Raw genomic sequence first — 15,815 nt, 5'->3', positions numbered from 1 at the left:
GACGTTCTAGCCGCGTGGTGCAGGCCTGTGTTGACCGGCCACCAAGGTGAACGAGACGATCGCCAGCAATGAGCAGATCGTCATGATGACGATCAGCGGCCAGACGGTTGAACTGAGGGCCGCGCCGACGATGGGGGCGGCGACCGCACCGAACCCGATCTGGAAGCTTCCCGACAGGCCTGACGCGGCTCCTGCGAGATCCGGCCTCACGCTCACGGCACCTGCAATGCCGCTCGGCAGGACCAGCCCGTTCGCCACGCCGATGAAAAGCATGGGACCGAACAGGGCAACCGGGACCAGGAATCCTGCGGCGATCAAAGCGGCCATGGCCGCGATGCTGGTCAGAGACAGGAGCGTCCCCGCCAGGATCATCCGGTTCGGCCCCATGGTGGCTGCGATGCGGCCCGTGGCGAAGTTGCCGAGCATGTAGCCGCACGGCACCATGGCGAAATAGAGCCCGTACTCCGCCGGGCTGCGGCCGAACAGTTCGATCATCACATAGGGGGCGCCCGCCAGAAAGGAGAAGAACATGGCCGACACGAAGCCGGTCACGAGGGTGTAGCCCCAGAACTGGCGCGAGCGAAAGAGGCTGCCGTAACCCTGCAGGAGTTCACGCGCAGCCTCCCCCGAGGCGCGATTGTGATTGGTCTCGCTCAGCCGCCAATACGCGAACACCAGGGCGAGCCCGCCGAAGCCGATCAGAAACGCGAACGAAGCGCGCCATCCGAAAAACGTCTCGAGCAGGCCGCCGATGGTCGGTGCGATCATGGGAGCGACCGCCATGCCCATGGTGACATAGGCGATCATGCTGGCCACCTGATTGCGCCCGTAGAGATCGCGCACGATGGCACGGCTGAGCGTGACCCCGGCACAGCCTCCGAGGGCCTGCACGATGCGGCCGAAAATCAGGACGCCTATGCTCTGAGCCGTCAGGCACAGGGCGGAGCCCGTCAGGAACGTGAGAAGCCCGATCAGCAGTACGGGCCGGCGTCCGAACCGATCGGACAGCGGACCGATGATCAGCTGCCCCAGCGCCATCGCGCCGAGATAGAGCGACAGGGTCAGCTGGATGGTGGTGAAATCGACACCGAGCGCCCGCGCCATTCCGGGCATCGAGGGCAGGTACATGTTGATGCCCAGCGGGCTCACGGCCGAAACGGCGATGAGCAGCGCAATAAGGCCAGGCTTCACGGCAGGCCGAGCCTCTGCGGCATTGTGATGGTTCATACGGTCAAGATCGCTTCCGGCTTTGCCCGAGGTCAGCTTGGCAGGTGGGCATCCTTTTGCACAAGCCAGGACGTCTATAGAACCGTGACAGTGCTCGGTCTCTTCGACCGGTGCAAGACTGACCTGCGCGCATTGCAATCGTGGTGCGCCGCAGTTCCGCGTCAGATCCGGTGGTCGGGCGAGACGGGAGGGATCACGGGGCTCTGATCGACGCTCGTGTCCCTGGACGGAGATTGAACCGGGAGGTTTGTCGGGCCGGCCGCGAGGCGCTGCTCCAGAGCAGACACCTGCCTGGCCAGATTGTCGATGGCTGCCTTGAGAGCCAGAACATCGGCGGCATCCGGAATGCTCGACACCGGAGCTGCCGCCCGGCTTGCAGCCGGCTGGGTCACGGCCGGTTCGATACGGTTGTGGCCGGGCTCATCGGATAGGGACGGCTCCACCCGTCTCTCCCGGGGCGAGAAGAGACGGCGCAGGGCCCGCCAGATCAGCCAGAGCACACACGCGGCCAGAAAGAGCGTGAGCAAGGCAGCCGGCAGATTGTCGAACATGGTTGTGGTCATTCCCGTGCGTGTCGATGAAGCTCTGGGGCAATGCCACAGCAACGCTTATCGTTCCCAACAAGAGGCCGATGCTTCCCTCGCCGTTGCTCCTGAGTGCCATTGCGATCGAGGGTTGATGCCTAATGAGGCATCGCGGCTTTCTCTTCGATATGAGCGCTGGAATAGATCCTGTGAGCAAGAGCCGCCAGACCGAGCAGCGTCACGGCCGCGAGGGCGCAGCAGGCCGCAAAACCCAGCGAGAAGCCGCTGCGTGCCACGTCCAGCCACGCCGGTGCGGTGTCGCCCATCGCCTTGGCGGTCTCGACCGCGCCGGCAAGCGTGGAGGAGACGGCAAGCTGCTGCGCGGCGTTCAGCCCGCTCAGGTCCACGCCATCCATCGTCATGCGGTAGACCAGTGTGCCAAGGCTTCCGAGAATGGCGACGCCAAGCGCGCCGCCGAACTCCGCGCTTGTCTCAGAAATCGCGGAGGCGGAGCCTGCCTGCTCGGGTGGCGCGGTGCCGACGATCAGGCCCGTCGTGGTGAGGACCACCGGCACGAAGCCGAGGCCCACCAGCATGCTGGCCGTCAGCACGCCGACGAGGCTCTCGGCATAGGCGGCAAAGGCCATCGCGGAGACGCCGATTGTATAGACGAGCAGCCCAAAAAGAACGGTCCTGACCGGCCCGAGCCGGCTCGTGAAGCGGTACGCCTGGAACGACATGACCGTGAAGACGAGCGCTGACGGCACGGACCACACGGCCGCCTCGAGCGGCGACAGGCCGAGAACCAGCTGCAGGAACAGGTTCTGAAACAGGAACACGCCGAACACGAAGAACATGCCGGCAAGATTGACGATCAGGGATGCCGTGAAGGCCGGGATGCGGAACAGGCGCAGGTCGATCAGCGGATGCGCGAGGCCCTTCTGGCGGCGCACGAACAGCACGCCGACCAGCAGACCGGCCGCAATAGCCACCAGTTGGCGCGGCGCGAAGCCATCGGCCGCCATGTGCTTGAAGCCGTAGATGATCGGCAGCACCGTTCCGAGCGACAGCGCCACGCTGAGGAGATCGAGCTTTTCGCCGCCCTCGTTCCTGTATTCCGGCAGCAGGAAGGGTGCGACGACCAACAGCGCGAGCATGACCGGGATGTTGATCAGGAACACCGATCCCCAATGAAAGTATTGCAGCAGCGCCCCGCCGATCAGCGGTCCCACCAGCCCGCCCAGCGCGAAGGCGCCACCCCAGATCCCGATGGCGCGGTGCCGCTCGTTTTCGTTCGAGAAGAGATTGACCACGAGGGACAAGGTCGACGGAGCGAATGTCGCGCCGGCGATGCCGAGCAGGGCGCGCGCCATGATGAGCTGCTGCGCGGTGCTTGAGAATGCGGCGAGCGCCGATGCCACGCCGAACGCCGAGGCGCCGATGAGCAGCACGCGCCTGCGGCCGATCCTGTCGCCCAGCGTGCCCATGGTCACGAGGAAGCCCGCGACCATGAAGCCGTAGATGTCGTTGATCCAGAGCAGTTCCGATGCCGATGGATCAAGATCCGCCACGATGGCCGGCATGGCCAGAAAGAGAACGGACAGATCCATCGAGTAGATCAGGCAGGCGACCGACAGAACGCAGAGCCCGATCCACTCGCGACGTCCAGCAAGCGGCTGGTCTTGAACAATGGCCTCTACTTGCATGGATCGACTTTCATCTTGGCAGGGGCAGGTTCTTACACGCCCCTGCGCGGATTCGGCAACCCGAACAGCCCTGATCTCCGGATGTGCTAGTCCAGTACCACCACGGCTTCGACCTCGAACAGCATGGGCTCGATGGCGAGCTTGGGGACGGGAACCAGGGTCTGCGCCGGCAGTGCCGCGCCGAACATCGCCTTTACGTTCCGGGTCAGCACCTCGAGCTTCGACATGTCGTGATCGACCACGTAGACCGTGAGCTTGGCGACCTGATCGGGCTTTGCGCCAAGCGCCTCGATGGCGGCGCGCAGATTGGCATAGGCCTGCTCGACCTGGACGGCAAAGTCGGGTGACAGGCCGCCCGTGCTGTCCTGGCCGCCCTGGCCTGAAATGTACGCCACTCTGGCGCCGGCGGGCACGATCACCGCCGTGCTGTAGCCGTTGGGCGACGGGTCGTAGAGGTTCTTCGGGTTGACGATGGTTGGCTTGCGGCTGGTCTCAGTCGCTGTGGCTGCCTGGGAAACACCCATGCTCATGATGATGAACCCTCCTATAAACAGATGTTTGATGGCGCGTGACATGATGGTCTTTCGGCTCCGCCGACCGGGAGCATTGAGCCCTCGTAGCCGGCGGGATTGAACTTCGAGCCGCCGCTGCTAGACTCTATCGTACGGCGTACGAGTGAATGACATCGTACGGCGTACGAGTCAATGGTGCGGGATCGACAAGCCTCAGGGTGTCGGTCTAGACCGGCGACCTGAACGGCATGGAAAGACGATGGCAGTCAAACGCAGCAGCCCCGGGAGCAGGAAGCCTCGAAGGACGGGCGTATCCCCAAAATCCGGGCAGGAGCCGGCAGGCGAGGCGTCGCTGTCTCTGGAGCGGATCGTGGCGAATGCAGTGGACCTGCTCGACACGCAAGGCATCGACGGATTGACCATGCGCCGGCTGGCCGACCGGCTCGGCGCGGGCGCCATGAGCCTGTACTGGCACGTGGACAGCAAGGAGGCGGTCTTCGATCTCGCGCTCGACTCGGTGCTCGCCTATCGCGAGCCGGCGCAAACCGGCAAGGCACAACACTGGCGCGCAGACGTCATTCACATGCTCGAGGACTGGCGCGCCTGCATGCTGCGCCACCCCTGGTCGGCCTCGCTGCTGCCGCGCCGGGCGCTCGGCCCGAACATCCTCGGCCGCCTGGAACGGCTGGCCAGGACCCTGTCCAGAGCCGGCGTCGCGGATGCGGATCTGAACGCAGGAATCTGGTCGCTCTGGAACTACGTGATGGGCGCCACCGTCACCCGGGGGAGCTTCGACCGCTCCGACGATGACAGGGCCGCCGCGCAGCAGCGCTTGAGGGATCTCAGCCAACACTACCCGACCATCGAGCGCTCGCGTCTCCTGCTGGATGACGATTGGGACGGCGCCTTCCGAAGAGGCCTCGACTTCCTGCTCGACGGCATCGCGCCGAGGCGCAGCAAGGCTCAGCCAAGATAACGCGTTTATGCCTGCACCCAGTGACCTGACGTCAGGCGCACAAGGCATGCGGGTTTTACCATGACGAACATCCAGCTTCCCGATATCGGCGTCACCATGGCCCTGGTGGCCAATCTGCAGGCGAGCCTGCCGGATTTCGGCCGCATCGTCGATCGGTTCGGGCACCCGGCTCCCGCCCTGCGCAAGCTCGGTCTCATGCATTGGGAGAACGGACGGTTCGACACGGCCGCGCGCACCTTCGAGGCAGCACTGTCCCTGACCCCTGAGGATCCCGATCTCTGGCGCGATCTGGCGAGCGTCTACAGCGCCTCGGACCGCGACGAGCAGGCCCTGACGGCGATCCGGACCTCTCTCGATCTTGATCGGAACAGCGCCCCCTCCTGGCAGGCATTGGCCAGCATTGCGGACCGGCTCGACGCTGCCGAGACGGCGGAGGAAGCCTATCGCTGCACCATCGCGCTGGATCCGCAGGCGTCCGCGGCTCATCTCGGGCTCGGCCTGCTGCTGTTCAGGAAGAAGCACTATGAGGAAGCGCTCGCTGCCGTGCGCATCTCCGTCGAGCTCGATCCCGTCAATGGCCTGGCGCATTTCGCCCTCGGCCATCTGGCCTTCATCGTGTGCGATTTCGCTGCCTGCGCGCGCGCCTTCGACACGGCTGCCCGCCTCACCTTGGAACTCGATCAGCCTTCCCGGCAGAAGCGGGCCCGCGCCATCACGTTCCAGGCCATGATCGAAGGGCGCGTTCAGGAGGCTCTTCAAAACTACGGTGCAATCGCCGGCGAGGACCGCGAGGATCTCGACATCATCGCGCGCGATGCCTTTTCCGTGCTCAGCGCCTCCGGCCATCTCGAAGCCGCCGCCGAAATCGGCAGGATGCGGTTGGCCGAGAAGCCCGACGATCCGGTCCGGCGCTACCTGCTCGATGCCGTCCTCGGGCGGAGCGTGACGGGCGCTCCGACGGACTACATCGAAACCTATTTCGATCTTTTCGCGCCCCAGTTCGACAGCAAGCTCACGGAGACGCTCCAGTACAACGCTCCGCGCCAGATGGTAAAACTCGTGGCCGGACATCGGACCGGCTTCAGCCACATGCTCGATCTCGGCTGCGGCACCGGGCTTGCCGCCGCAGAGTTGCAGCCGCTCGGCGAAAACCTGATCGGCGTCGATCTGTCCTCAGGGATGCTGGCCGAGGCGGCAAAGCGCGGTCCATACACTGAACTCGTCAAAGCGGAGGCCCGCGCCTATCTGGAGGCCGCGCAGAGCCGCTTCGATCTCATCTTCGCGGCGGATTCGCTGATCTATTTCGGCGATCTTAAGCCCCTGATGCGCGCTGCCGCCGACGCACTGGTGCCAGGGGGGATCTTTGCGCTCAGCATCGAGCTTGCCGCAGGAGACGGCTTCACCCTGCAGCCCTCCGGCCGCTTCGCCCACTCCCTCGACCACCTCAAAGTCGCGGCGGCCTATTTCGCAATCCTGGAGACCCAGGAGAGCACCATCCGGCTCGAGGCAGGCAAGCCGGTGCCAGGTCTTTACATCGTCATGCAGAGGCAGTGACGCGGCAACGACTAGAGCATTGAACGCAAAAGTGGGCACCGGTTTTGCGTGGAAAGATGCGTCAAACCAAAAAACTTAAAGCATCGAATGTGAGTTCGAATTCACGGCCGATGCTTGAGATACCTCAGGGGCGCGGCATTCAGCGACCCTGACGCTTGTGCCGATGAACGCCAATCAGGCTGGTGCTGCAGGATGGCAGCCGGCTGAGCCCTCCGAAGGTCGCTGAACAATCATTGTCGGTTTCGGCGTGGGATCATTCCGGTCCCGTCAGCGTTTTCCTCCGCCTCCGTTGCCGCCACCATTCCCTCCGCCATTGCCGCCCCCGCCATGGCTGCCGCCGTTCCCGCCGCCGTTGCCATTACCACCGCCGCCTGCACCGGAGCCGCCGGAGCCACCACCATGTCCGCCGCCGTGATCGCCACCTCGGCCGCCGCCCTGATTGCCGCCGCCGTTGCCTTTACCGCTGTTGCCCCCATCGCCTGAGCGATTGCCGGAGGACCCGCCCTGGTTGTCACGTCCGCGGGCGCCACCCGGCGCAGAATCCTGCCGGGAAGGACCGAAACCTGGATTGGGATCGCGCGGTCCGGTCCCGCGTCCCCGCGCATCCGCCGGCGTGCTACGCGAATTGCCGCTCTCCACCCCTTGGGTCGATCGGCCCGATGGCGTCGGTTTTCCTTCGAGGGACACACGCTCGACGCCGAGACGGCCTCTCTGATCGCTCACGACCGTCACCACCGCCGGGGCATAGGAGCCGACCGGCAGGGTCGCGGAGGGGCGGCCCGTTACCTCAAGTCCGGAACCGAGGCGCAGCCCGGTTCGTGTCCGCTCCACATAGGCCTCGATGGAGAACCGCCGGACATTCGCCCCCAGGAGATCCCGCTCCTTGGCCGTTCCGGTCACCTGGAGCGTGCCGTTGGCATAGGCTCCCTCAAACACGGCCCGGGTGCCGACGAGGGCTGGATCAACGCCAGTGAGCTTCAACGTCCCGATGCCGAGGTCACCGTTGCGCGATCTGCTCACCTGGCCGGCGACCCGCTCAGGCCCGCCCTCCCGGCGCTCGATCAGGCTTGCGACGATCGTGCCGTCCGGCCGCCGCAGGCCGAACACCGCCACGCGGTCGCCGCGCTGCCACGAGCCTGCGGCGGTGAGCGCCTCCGTGGAGATGGTCTGCCCGAGCACCTTCAGGCTCGTCCTGTCGGCTGTCTCGACCGGGCCGACAACCTCGCTGGCAACATCGATCTGCCGTGTGGCCAGCCTGCCGTTGCGGGTCTCGGCGACCACCCGCACCACATGGCCGATCTTCAGGTCGGACACCGCACGGGGCTGCCCGTCGATCCGCACCGGCACGTCCGGCGCGTAGTTCACGTGAAGGCCATTGACGATGATGCTGCCGAAGCCGCGGATGCGGCCCATCATGCCGGTGCCGCCGATGCCCCGGTCGCCGTCCTGATCGTCGGCCACGACTCCGGTGCCGCCGATGCCGCGATCCTGCCCGTTCTGACCCCACGCAAGCGTCAGCGACGCGACAAGCAGCATGAGGACCGCAAGCCAGCCAGCGGAGGTTCGCGCAAGAGAAGCGGCGTGGTTCCTCACGGCTTGGCTCCCTTGTCGCTGGTGTCGGTGGGTGCCGCGGCAGCGGGTGGCGGCGGCACCTCTTCGGAATAGACGTAAACGCCGAAATTCCACCGCCACTGCCCCGGAGGAGCCTTGTCGCTGGCGGCGTGGGCTTCCCGGTTGAGCGTATGGAGAGCCTCCATGGCAACGTCGCGGGAGCGCTGCTGCAATTGCTCGGCCATCTCCTTGGTCAGCCCGTCATAGTGGACGGCCCGTTCCAGGAAGGGCGGTGACCCGGCTTCCACATTCGCCACCGCGGCGGCGATGTGGTCGTGCAGGTTGCGTCCGAGATAGTAGAGCTGCTGATCGTCTCCGCCGCGCGGCACGTAGGCCGCCTCGGCCAGGACAGCGCGATCCTCAGCGTCCAGCACCACCAGCCTGCGGTCGAGCCATTCGTCCAGCACGGCGCGGGGCCGCACGTCGCGCGTGACCGAGGCGACGAGGCGCTCGAAAGATGCTTGCGACGGCTCGGCTGTGCGGGGGAGGGGCAGGGGGCGCCCATCGGGGCCGGTGAAGTCCGGGTCCGCGAGCCAGCGGGCCAGGATGCGGCTCGTCTGCGAGACCGTCGCCGGGACCGCGTTGACCGGGGCTCCCGCGCCCCGCAGCCGGCGGACCTCCTTGCGGTGGATGCCGGTCAGCAGGCTGACGCGGCTGTCCGTCTGCTCCTTGCCCTGAAGGGCGAAATCGTACTCGGCCACATTCACGTAAAGCTCGCGCAGCAGCTCCGCCAGCATGGGGAACGTAATCCCGCTCCGGATCAGGAGCCGCACGAGGGGGCGCAGCAGGCGCGCCAGGGGCGCGTGCAGCTTGGCTGGGTCGAGGGAGCGGGGGGCGTCGCCGGACATAAGGTCTAAGTAAGCCGATCAGACGTGGGAAGCAATCCCACAACCAGGTTGACGTGGGAAAATTTCTCACATAATTCTTGAGACAAGGGGGCTGATAGGCTCACACGTTTTGGAAGGAAACCTCATGACACGACGTCTTGCTCTGACTGTTTCGGCGCTCGCCTTAGGGTTCGCCATCAGCCTGCAGCCGCTGTCGCTCGATCTCACCTCGCTCAAGCTCGACAAATCTCAGGCTCAAGCCAAAGGCGGCGACGGCGGCGGTAACGGGGGTGGAAACGGCGGCGGCAATGGCGGCGGCAACGGCGGAAATGGCGGTGGCAACGGAGGGGGGAACGGCGGCGGCGGCCATGGTGGCGGCAACTCCGGTGGCGGTGGTGGAAACGGCGGCGGCTCCGGTGGTCGCGGCGGCGAGTCGCGGGGTGGTGGGGCCGAGAATTCCCGCAGTGGCGGCGAGCGCAGCGGCCGCAGCTCCGGGGCTGGCGATGCAGCCTCGAAGGGGCAGGCCAGGGCCGAGCAGGCGCACAGCACCCGCGATGCCAGGCGCGAGGCCAGAGAGACCGATAAGACCATCTCGTCCGACGCGAAGAAGGCAGCCTCCAGCGCCAAGACCATCGGCCTCGACACCGCCAAGCTCGGCCGCATGAATGCGGTGAATGCCTCGGCGACGGCCCGGCGGAATGCTGCGCCGAATTCGACGGTCGGGCTGATCGCCGCCTACGAGAAGGCTCTCACGCTCGGCACGGATGTCGAGGACGAGATCACCGATGCGGAGATCACCGCGGCCGCCACGGCCTTGGCTCAGCTGTCGAAGCCCGGCGTGCCGGAAGAGCCCGTCAAGGTGCTCAACGAGCGGCTCGGGCTCGACATCGATCCGGAATCCGCGGTGTTCGATGAGATCGTCGCCGAGGCTCGCGAGATCCAGGCCTCACAGCCGTAACGATCCTGGCGTCCTGCCGCCGACCGGCGGCAGGACGCATCTTCCATCACGATCCACCCAGCGCCGGCGGGCTCACATGCAAGGATCCATTCATCACGTCCGGACCATCGGGGAAGCGCCCATGCAAACTGTCCGCAGCCCGCGTGTTCTCGTCGTCGAAGATGAGACCCTCGTGTCGATGCTGATCGAGGACATGGTGTGCGATGGCGGCGGACACGTCGTCGGCCCTGCCGCCACCTTCGAACAGGCGATCACGCTGGCGCTCGAAGAGGACCTCGATCTCGCCATCCTCGACGTCAATATGGCGGGCCTCGTGGTCTATCCCGTGGCCGACATCCTGCGCCACCGGGGCATTCCGTTCATCTTCGTGACGGGCTACGATCCCGGCATCATCCCCGCACGCTACCGGCATGAGCGCGTGCTCCTGAAGCCATTTGCGCACGAGACGTTCAGCGAGGCGTTCGACACCATTGTGGCCGAACGGGCTGATGTGATGGCGCTCTCCTGAACCCGCGGATCGTTCCTCCCCGATAACGCGTCATCGCTTTGGCCACGTCCCAGGCCTGATCCACATCGCATCCATCGCGGCTGTCGACTGTCCGAAATTGTCAGCCCACTGTCCCGTCCGGTCAAGCAAGTTCGTCAGCTTCGCCTATGATGGATGACCAGCGACGGCACCCGACAGCCTGGGAGGGACGGCATGCTCCGGATCGCAAGCCTGATAATGTTGCTGCTGGCCACCCCAGTCGCATGGGCGGAGGAGCTCCCGCGGTTTGACATCGCGGCGATGTGCAAGGCCGCCCCGCGCCTTGAGGCGAGCGACAAGGACACCGATCAGAACTGCGTCCGCGACGAGACCGAGGCGCGCCGCCAACTGGAGCAACAATGGGCGAGCTTCGATCCCCGTCAGCGTGAGATGTGCGCCCGGGAGACCACTGTCGGCGGCGCCCCGAGCTATGTCGACGTCCTCACCTGCATCCAGATGGCGAGCGGCAATGCCCCGCCGGCCTCGACCCGGCGCGCACGCGGCAATCCATGAGCCAGCAGGCACCCTGCTTCTGTTGAAGTGAGTGAACTGTCGTCACGACGCCGATCAACCTCAGCCCATCGATACCTTGGCACCGGCGCATGGGCGCATTTCAGGGAGTGGCCATCTCATGTCCCAGCTTCTCAATCACACCACCAAGTGGCTTGGCACCGCGGTTCTGGTGGGCGCCGTCGGGATCGGAGGTGCCGTAACGAGCGCCTTTGCGGTCACCGAGCAGGAGGCTCAGGACATTGCGGTCGAGGCTTACGTGTATTTCTATCCGCTGGTCACCATGGACGTGACACGAAAGCAGCTCACCAACCTCGAGCCCGGCAAGGTCCCGGGCCGCGGTCCGATGAACATGTTCAACAACCTGCCTGCCTATCCGTCTCCCGATGACAAGGCCGTCGTTCGACCGAACTTCGATACGCTCTATTCGGTCGCCTATCTGGACCTCGCCAAGGAGCCCGTGGTCATCTCGGTCCCTGACACAGGCGGGCGCTACTATCTCCTGCCGATGCTCGACATGTGGACGGACGTGTTCGCGTCGCCGGGCTGGCGCACGACGGGAACCCAGGCGGGCGAGTTCCTGGTTGCGCCAGCCGGCTGGCGTCCCGACCTGCGAGACAGGTTCGAGGAGTTCCGGCTGCCCGCCGGGACGCAGCGCATCGACGCCCCGACACCCTATGTCTGGATCATCGGCCGCACCAAGACGGACGGCCCGCCCGACTACGATGCAGTCCACAGGGTTCAGGCAGGGTTCAAGATCACGCCCCTGTCCGACTGGGGAAAGCCTCCACGGGCGCCTGACGTGAAGATCGACCCGAGTGTCGACATGAAGACGCCGCCAAAGGAGCAGGTCGACACGATGCCGGGCGTCAGGTACTTCGCCTACGCGGCGGAACTCCTGAAGGTCAATGGCCCCCATGTCACCGATGAGCCGATCCTGGCGCGCATGAAGCGGATCGGCATCGAGGCGGGCAAGAGCATCGACGTCGAGAAGATCGACCCGGTCGTCAGGAAGGCGCTCGATGCCGCGCCGGAGAGCGCCCAGAAGCTCATGGAGTGGAAGATCAGGACCATCGCCCGCGTTGCGAACGGCTGGTCCATGAACACCGATACGATGGGCGTCTACGGCAACTACTATCTCAAGCGGGCCATCGTGGCCCAGCTGGGGCTTGGCGCCAATCTACCGGAGGACGCGATCTATCCGCTCAATCTGGGCGACGCGGACGGCAGGCCGCTCGACGGCGCGAACAGGTACACGATCCACTTCGAGAAGGGCAAGGCGCCCCCGACCGCCGCGTTCTGGTCGATCACGCTCTACGACCCGGATGGCTTTCAGGTTGCGAACACTCTCAACCGCTTCGCGGTGAGCAGCTGGATGCCCTTCAAGTACAATGCGGACGGCTCGCTCGACCTCTATTTCCAGAATGAAAGTCCCGGCAAGGACAAGGAGGCCAACTGGCTTCCTGCGCCAAAGGGACCCTTCAACCTGACGATGAGACTTTACGCCCCGATGCCGGATGCCCTGACGGGACGGTGGAACCCGCCTCCGGTCACGAAGCTCGAAAGGATGCCGAGCATCGTCGTCCAGTGAACGGTCTTCCAGAGAATTGCACGTGAAAAGTGGATCTGCCGCTTTTCACGTCCGATGCTCCCTCTTTTGAAGAGCGCATCCTCGAGTCCAGACCCGCAGGGCCACGTCAGTAACGTCCGCTCCCAGCGTTCCTCGCAATCCCGCTCCTCGGGCTCGATGCGCTGAAGATGGCCCAAGAGTTCGTCACGCATTCGTGGCGGCGAGGAAGGGTGGGCGTGCCTGTCCATTTTCGCCGCGTGGTAGAGCATCGTGCGGAAAAGTGGACTCGGTTTTCGCTTGCGCGGCCCGCTGGGTCCGCCCGAACGATGCTCTCATTCAAGAAGAAAGCATCGGATGGATCCCAAAAGTGCAAGTCCACTTTCGGGTCCGATGCTTTAGCGGAACGAGCGCGTGTTCTTGAAGCCATTCGCACACGAGACGTTCAGCGAGGCGCTCGACAGCATCGCGGCCAACGCACTGATGAGATGGCGCTCTCCTGAACCCGTGCGTCGCTCGTCATCACGTGGCGCTCAGCTCGTCACGGGGGAAACCATCAGAACACTTTTCTTCTCGGGCTGAGAGGCGTGATCGAGCAGGCGGGCGACCTGCTCCTTGGACAGGGCTTTGGAATACCGGTAGCCCTGCAGTTCGTCGCAGCCCGCACTGCGAAGGAAGCGCTCTTGCTCGTGGGTCTCCACACCCTCGGCCGTGACCGTCAGGTTCATGGCCTGGCCCAGGGCGATGATCGCGCCGACGATCGCCGTCGCGCTGTCTTCCTTACCCAAGCTGCTCACGAATGAACGATCGATCTTGATCTTGTCGACCTGGTAGCGGTGCAGGTAGCCAAGGCTTGAGTAGCCGGTGCCGAAATCGTCGAGCGCAATCCTAAAGCCCGCCGACCGCAAAGCGCTCAGCGTCTGGGCGGTTTGACCGCCGTCCTCGAGCAGCACGCCCTCGGTGATCTCAAGCTCGATCCTGCCAGGATCGGTCCCGCTCTCACGGGCGATCTTGATCATGCGCTCCGCAAAGCCTTCGACGCGGAATTGAACCGGAGAGAGATTGACCGAGATGAAGAGGTTCGGCCATTGGCGCGATGTGGCGCAGGCATCCCGAAAAACCCATTCTCCGACCTGTGAAATGAGACCCGTTTGCTCTGCGACGGGAATGAACTGGTCAGGCAGGATCATTCCCCGGGTCGGATGGCGCCACCGCACCAGCGCCTCAAGCCCCACGACAGGCTTGCCGGCTCCGGCAACCTGAGGCTGGTAGGCAACCTCCAATCCTTCACCTGCCGCCAGCGCGTCCCGAAGTTCCTCCTCGATGGAGCCTCGCACCTTCACGGTCTCATCCATCTCGGCTGTGAAGGTGCGATAGCAGCCGCGGCCTTCTGCCTTGGCGCGGTAGAGCGCGATGTCGGCCTTCCGCATGATCTCGACACGGTCGGACCCAGCATCGGGCGCAGAAGCGATCCCGATGCTGATGCCCACGAAGGCTTGGTGGCCGAGAACGTCGAAGGGCTGGCGAACGGCCGCCAGAATGCGGTTGCACAGAGCGTCGATGTCCTTGTCACCCGCAATCCCCGTCTGGATGATGGCGAACTCATCGCCCCCCAGCCGGGCCAGCGTATCGCTGCTCCTCAACAGCTTCTGCAACCGTCCTGCGAACTCTCGGATGAGACTGTCGCCGGCGTGGTGACCCAACGTATCATTCACATGCTTGAAGCGGTCCAGGTCGAGCATCAGCACCGAGACCTTCTCACCGCGCTGGGTTCGGGCCAGGGTCTGATCAAGGCGGTCATCGAACAGAGCCCGGTTCGGCAGGCCCGTGAGCACATCGTGAAAGGCAAGATGCTGCGCTTGCGCCTCACTGGCCCTAAGCTCCACAACCATCCGCTGGAGAGCCGACATCGCGCGACCCAGCCAACCAAGCAGCAGCCCCATGAGAGCAAGGATGAGAAGGCTCAACAGCGCGCCGGCCGGCCCGATCATGCCGAGGATCTTCGTGCCCGGCGTTTCAGGCTTCCAGACGAGGTAGCCGATGAGGCTTCCCATATCCGATCTGAGAGGAACCGAGACTTCCTCCGAGTCCGTGTGGCCGGTGGGCGAGAAGCGCAGCCCCTCGATGAGGTTTCTCTCGGAGAGTTGCCGGAGGAAGGCTCCATCCAGAAAACGAACGCTGACGAGAATGAACTCGCTGCCGGGCTGCTGCGTCACCGCGTCTGAATGGGGAACAATCCGCATGGCGCTGACAGCGGCGGGCCGGCCGATCAGCTTCAGAAGGTGAGCATCGTACACGGCTCGCCCTGACGTCAGATGTTTGCCATCCGGTGCAGACTCGGTGGATTTCTTCAGAAACTGTCCCTGCTGTTCCCGTAATTCGGCAAGGTGACTTCCGAGATCCACCTCGACCTGGTTGAAGGTGCGCGTGTCAACCGGAGCACCGTCTGCGGCGGCAAAGACCGGCTCGTTCCGGGTGTTCAGAATGTAGACCTGATCATGACCATAGGTGCGGGTCAGCCAGGAACCGAGATTCTCGTCCAGCCATTGCGTGTCCAAAGGGCTTTTGTTGAGCTGGAGCACCGGATCGTCCCAAACGGCGACGACTTCCTGTTGCAGCGAAAGCTCGCGTACGATGCCCCGGACACTCCGCTCCGTCATCTGGAGCTGCCGCTCGATGGCGGCCGCGTCACTTTGGCGGACAGCCCAGAAAACGGCGAATGCCGCCAGGCTGAGCCCTGTCAGGGTGATCAAGGCAATCAACGGCAGAGCCTTACCTGAGACCTGCGGGCCCGCCAGGCGAATGGAGACAGATTCTTTACGCAATTGTGCCACCTATCGCGTAAGGGCGGTCAGTATCGTATCAGGCCCCCGTTACGCCGAATTGTTGTTCTTATGGCTTTGAATATTTGAGTATTCTGCTGATCGTGATGAGGAAGAAGGGTCTGTTCTGCCAGACCTGACAATGCCGGACTCTCACCGGCGCGGTGGGGCGGCGTCATGCCTTTGAGGAGGAGCGCACGGCTCGCTTTCCCAATCCAGCGCGATTGATCACTTTGAGCTTCGCTGATCCTGGCGACAAGTCAATATGACCGTGCCGATCGGTGCAGGAATTATGCCGATACGGTTAACCATCGGTCATCTTCGTCGCTGGACTGTCCCAGCCCGAACGGAGCAGCTGCGTGAGACGGGAGAGGGGCCGGAGACTGCGCCGGGAGGCCCGGGGTTGCCAATCGAGCCGTGCGACGGCAATCTGAAGCCTAACAAAGACGTTCAGCGGGTGGTTGCCGGAGCATGGTCTCGTCGGGCACCAGGACA

At 64.6% G+C, this 15,815-nt stretch carries 13 protein-coding genes; 6 read left to right on the top strand and 7 right to left on the bottom strand.

Annotation, left to right across the window (positions count from 1 at the left end; genetic code table 11):
• Positions 1-6: 6 nt before the first annotated feature.
• From FHR70_RS09935 to FHR70_RS09920, 4 genes are all read right to left on the bottom strand, one after another.
• Positions 7-1,227: a multidrug effflux MFS transporter gene (locus FHR70_RS09935; protein WP_183449587.1), complete on the bottom strand. Its 1,221-nt coding sequence runs from the start codon at positions 1,225-1,227 to the stop codon at positions 7-9.
• A gap of 161 nt (positions 1,228-1,388) precedes the next feature.
• On the bottom strand, positions 1,389-1,790 hold the full coding sequence (locus FHR70_RS09930; protein ID WP_183449585.1) for a hypothetical protein: 402 nt from the start codon (positions 1,788-1,790) through the stop codon (positions 1,389-1,391).
• Between the two features lie 119 nt (positions 1,791-1,909).
• Positions 1,910-3,457, bottom strand: a complete 1,548-nt coding sequence (locus tag FHR70_RS09925; protein WP_183449583.1) for an MFS transporter — start codon at positions 3,455-3,457, stop codon at positions 1,910-1,912.
• 86 nt (positions 3,458-3,543) lie between these two features.
• A complete protein-coding gene (locus FHR70_RS09920) occupies positions 3,544-4,032 on the bottom strand; it encodes a RidA family protein (protein ID WP_183449581.1) in 489 nt (162 codons plus the stop codon).
• A 196-nt stretch (positions 4,033-4,228) separates the two neighbouring features.
• On the opposite strand from FHR70_RS09920, the gene FHR70_RS09915 reads away from it, so the two are divergent.
• Together FHR70_RS09915 and FHR70_RS09910 are read left to right on the top strand one after the other, a co-directional pair.
• Complete coding sequence (locus tag FHR70_RS09915) at positions 4,229-4,945, top strand: TetR/AcrR family transcriptional regulator (protein WP_183449579.1); 717 nt, start codon at positions 4,229-4,231, stop codon at positions 4,943-4,945.
• A 60-nt stretch (positions 4,946-5,005) separates the two neighbouring features.
• The gene (locus tag FHR70_RS09910) at positions 5,006-6,499 is read left to right on the top strand and encodes a tetratricopeptide repeat protein (RefSeq protein WP_183449577.1); all 1,494 of its coding nucleotides are present in this window, start codon (positions 5,006-5,008) and stop codon (positions 6,497-6,499) included.
• A gap of 267 nt (positions 6,500-6,766) precedes the next feature.
• Here the strand turns inward: FHR70_RS09910 and FHR70_RS09905 are convergent, their stop codons facing one another.
• Positions 6,767-8,092: a DUF5666 domain-containing protein gene (locus tag FHR70_RS09905; protein WP_343058775.1), complete on the bottom strand. Its 1,326-nt coding sequence runs from the start codon at positions 8,090-8,092 to the stop codon at positions 6,767-6,769.
• Positions 8,089-8,958: a DUF6502 family protein gene (locus FHR70_RS09900; protein ID WP_183449575.1), complete on the bottom strand. Its 870-nt coding sequence runs from the start codon at positions 8,956-8,958 to the stop codon at positions 8,089-8,091. The genes FHR70_RS09905 and FHR70_RS09900 overlap by 4 nt, the downstream gene beginning before the upstream one ends.
• Before the next feature lie 124 nt (positions 8,959-9,082).
• Between FHR70_RS09900 and FHR70_RS09895 the strand changes: the two genes are divergently transcribed.
• The 4 genes from FHR70_RS09895 to FHR70_RS09880 all read left to right on the top strand — a co-directional run bounded on the left by FHR70_RS09895 (position 9,083) and on the right by FHR70_RS09880 (position 12,522).
• Complete coding sequence (locus FHR70_RS09895) at positions 9,083-9,895, top strand: hypothetical protein (protein WP_183449573.1); 813 nt, start codon at positions 9,083-9,085, stop codon at positions 9,893-9,895.
• A 121-nt stretch (positions 9,896-10,016) separates the two neighbouring features.
• On the top strand, positions 10,017-10,403 hold the full coding sequence (locus FHR70_RS09890; protein WP_183449571.1) for a response regulator: 387 nt from the start codon (positions 10,017-10,019) through the stop codon (positions 10,401-10,403).
• A gap of 192 nt (positions 10,404-10,595) precedes the next feature.
• Positions 10,596-10,934, top strand: a complete 339-nt coding sequence (locus FHR70_RS09885; RefSeq protein ID WP_183449569.1) for a hypothetical protein — start codon at positions 10,596-10,598, stop codon at positions 10,932-10,934.
• Between the two features lie 118 nt (positions 10,935-11,052).
• Positions 11,053-12,522, top strand: coding sequence for a DUF1254 domain-containing protein (locus FHR70_RS09880; protein WP_183449567.1), 1,470 nt, complete (start codon positions 11,053-11,055; stop codon positions 12,520-12,522).
• Positions 12,523-13,031: 509 nt separating this feature from the next.
• Here FHR70_RS09880 and FHR70_RS09875 read toward each other — a convergent pair.
• Positions 13,032-15,323, bottom strand: a complete 2,292-nt coding sequence (locus FHR70_RS09875; RefSeq protein WP_183449565.1) for a putative bifunctional diguanylate cyclase/phosphodiesterase — start codon at positions 15,321-15,323, stop codon at positions 13,032-13,034.
• Positions 15,324-15,815 lie beyond the last annotated feature (492 nt).

Origin of the sequence: Microvirga lupini, from assembly GCF_014191055.1 — a bacterium.
GTDB classification, from domain to species: domain Bacteria; phylum Pseudomonadota; class Alphaproteobacteria; order Rhizobiales; family Beijerinckiaceae; genus Microvirga; species Microvirga lupini_A.
The sequence above is the reverse complement of the archived record's forward strand: the minus strand, read 5'-3'. Positions and strand labels throughout refer to the sequence as shown.

What these genes read in the sequence shown, in the direction of transcription:
- FHR70_RS09920 (WP_183449581.1), bottom strand. Translation starts at nt 4,032, where the DNA reads ATGTCACGCGCCATCAAACATCTGTTTATAGGAGGGTTCATCATCATG.
- FHR70_RS09890 (WP_183449571.1), top strand. Translation starts at nt 10,017, where the DNA reads ATGCAAACTGTCCGCAGCCCGCGTGTTCTCGTCGTCGAAGATGAGACC.
- FHR70_RS09910 (WP_183449577.1), top strand. Translation starts at nt 5,006, where the DNA reads ATGACGAACATCCAGCTTCCCGATATCGGCGTCACCATGGCCCTGGTG.
- FHR70_RS09935 (WP_183449587.1), bottom strand. Translation starts at nt 1,227, where the DNA reads ATGAACCATCACAATGCCGCAGAGGCTCGGCCTGCCGTGAAGCCTGGC.
- FHR70_RS09895 (WP_183449573.1), top strand. Translation starts at nt 9,083, where the DNA reads ATGACACGACGTCTTGCTCTGACTGTTTCGGCGCTCGCCTTAGGGTTC.
- FHR70_RS09930 (WP_183449585.1), bottom strand. Translation starts at nt 1,790, where the DNA reads ATGACCACAACCATGTTCGACAATCTGCCGGCTGCCTTGCTCACGCTC.
- FHR70_RS09915 (WP_183449579.1), top strand. Translation starts at nt 4,229, where the DNA reads ATGGCAGTCAAACGCAGCAGCCCCGGGAGCAGGAAGCCTCGAAGGACG.
- FHR70_RS09925 (WP_183449583.1), bottom strand. Translation starts at nt 3,457, where the DNA reads ATGCAAGTAGAGGCCATTGTTCAAGACCAGCCGCTTGCTGGACGTCGC.
- FHR70_RS09900 (WP_183449575.1), bottom strand. Translation starts at nt 8,958, where the DNA reads ATGTCCGGCGACGCCCCCCGCTCCCTCGACCCAGCCAAGCTGCACGCG.
- FHR70_RS09885 (WP_183449569.1), top strand. Translation starts at nt 10,596, where the DNA reads ATGCTCCGGATCGCAAGCCTGATAATGTTGCTGCTGGCCACCCCAGTC.
- FHR70_RS09880 (WP_183449567.1), top strand. Translation starts at nt 11,053, where the DNA reads ATGTCCCAGCTTCTCAATCACACCACCAAGTGGCTTGGCACCGCGGTT.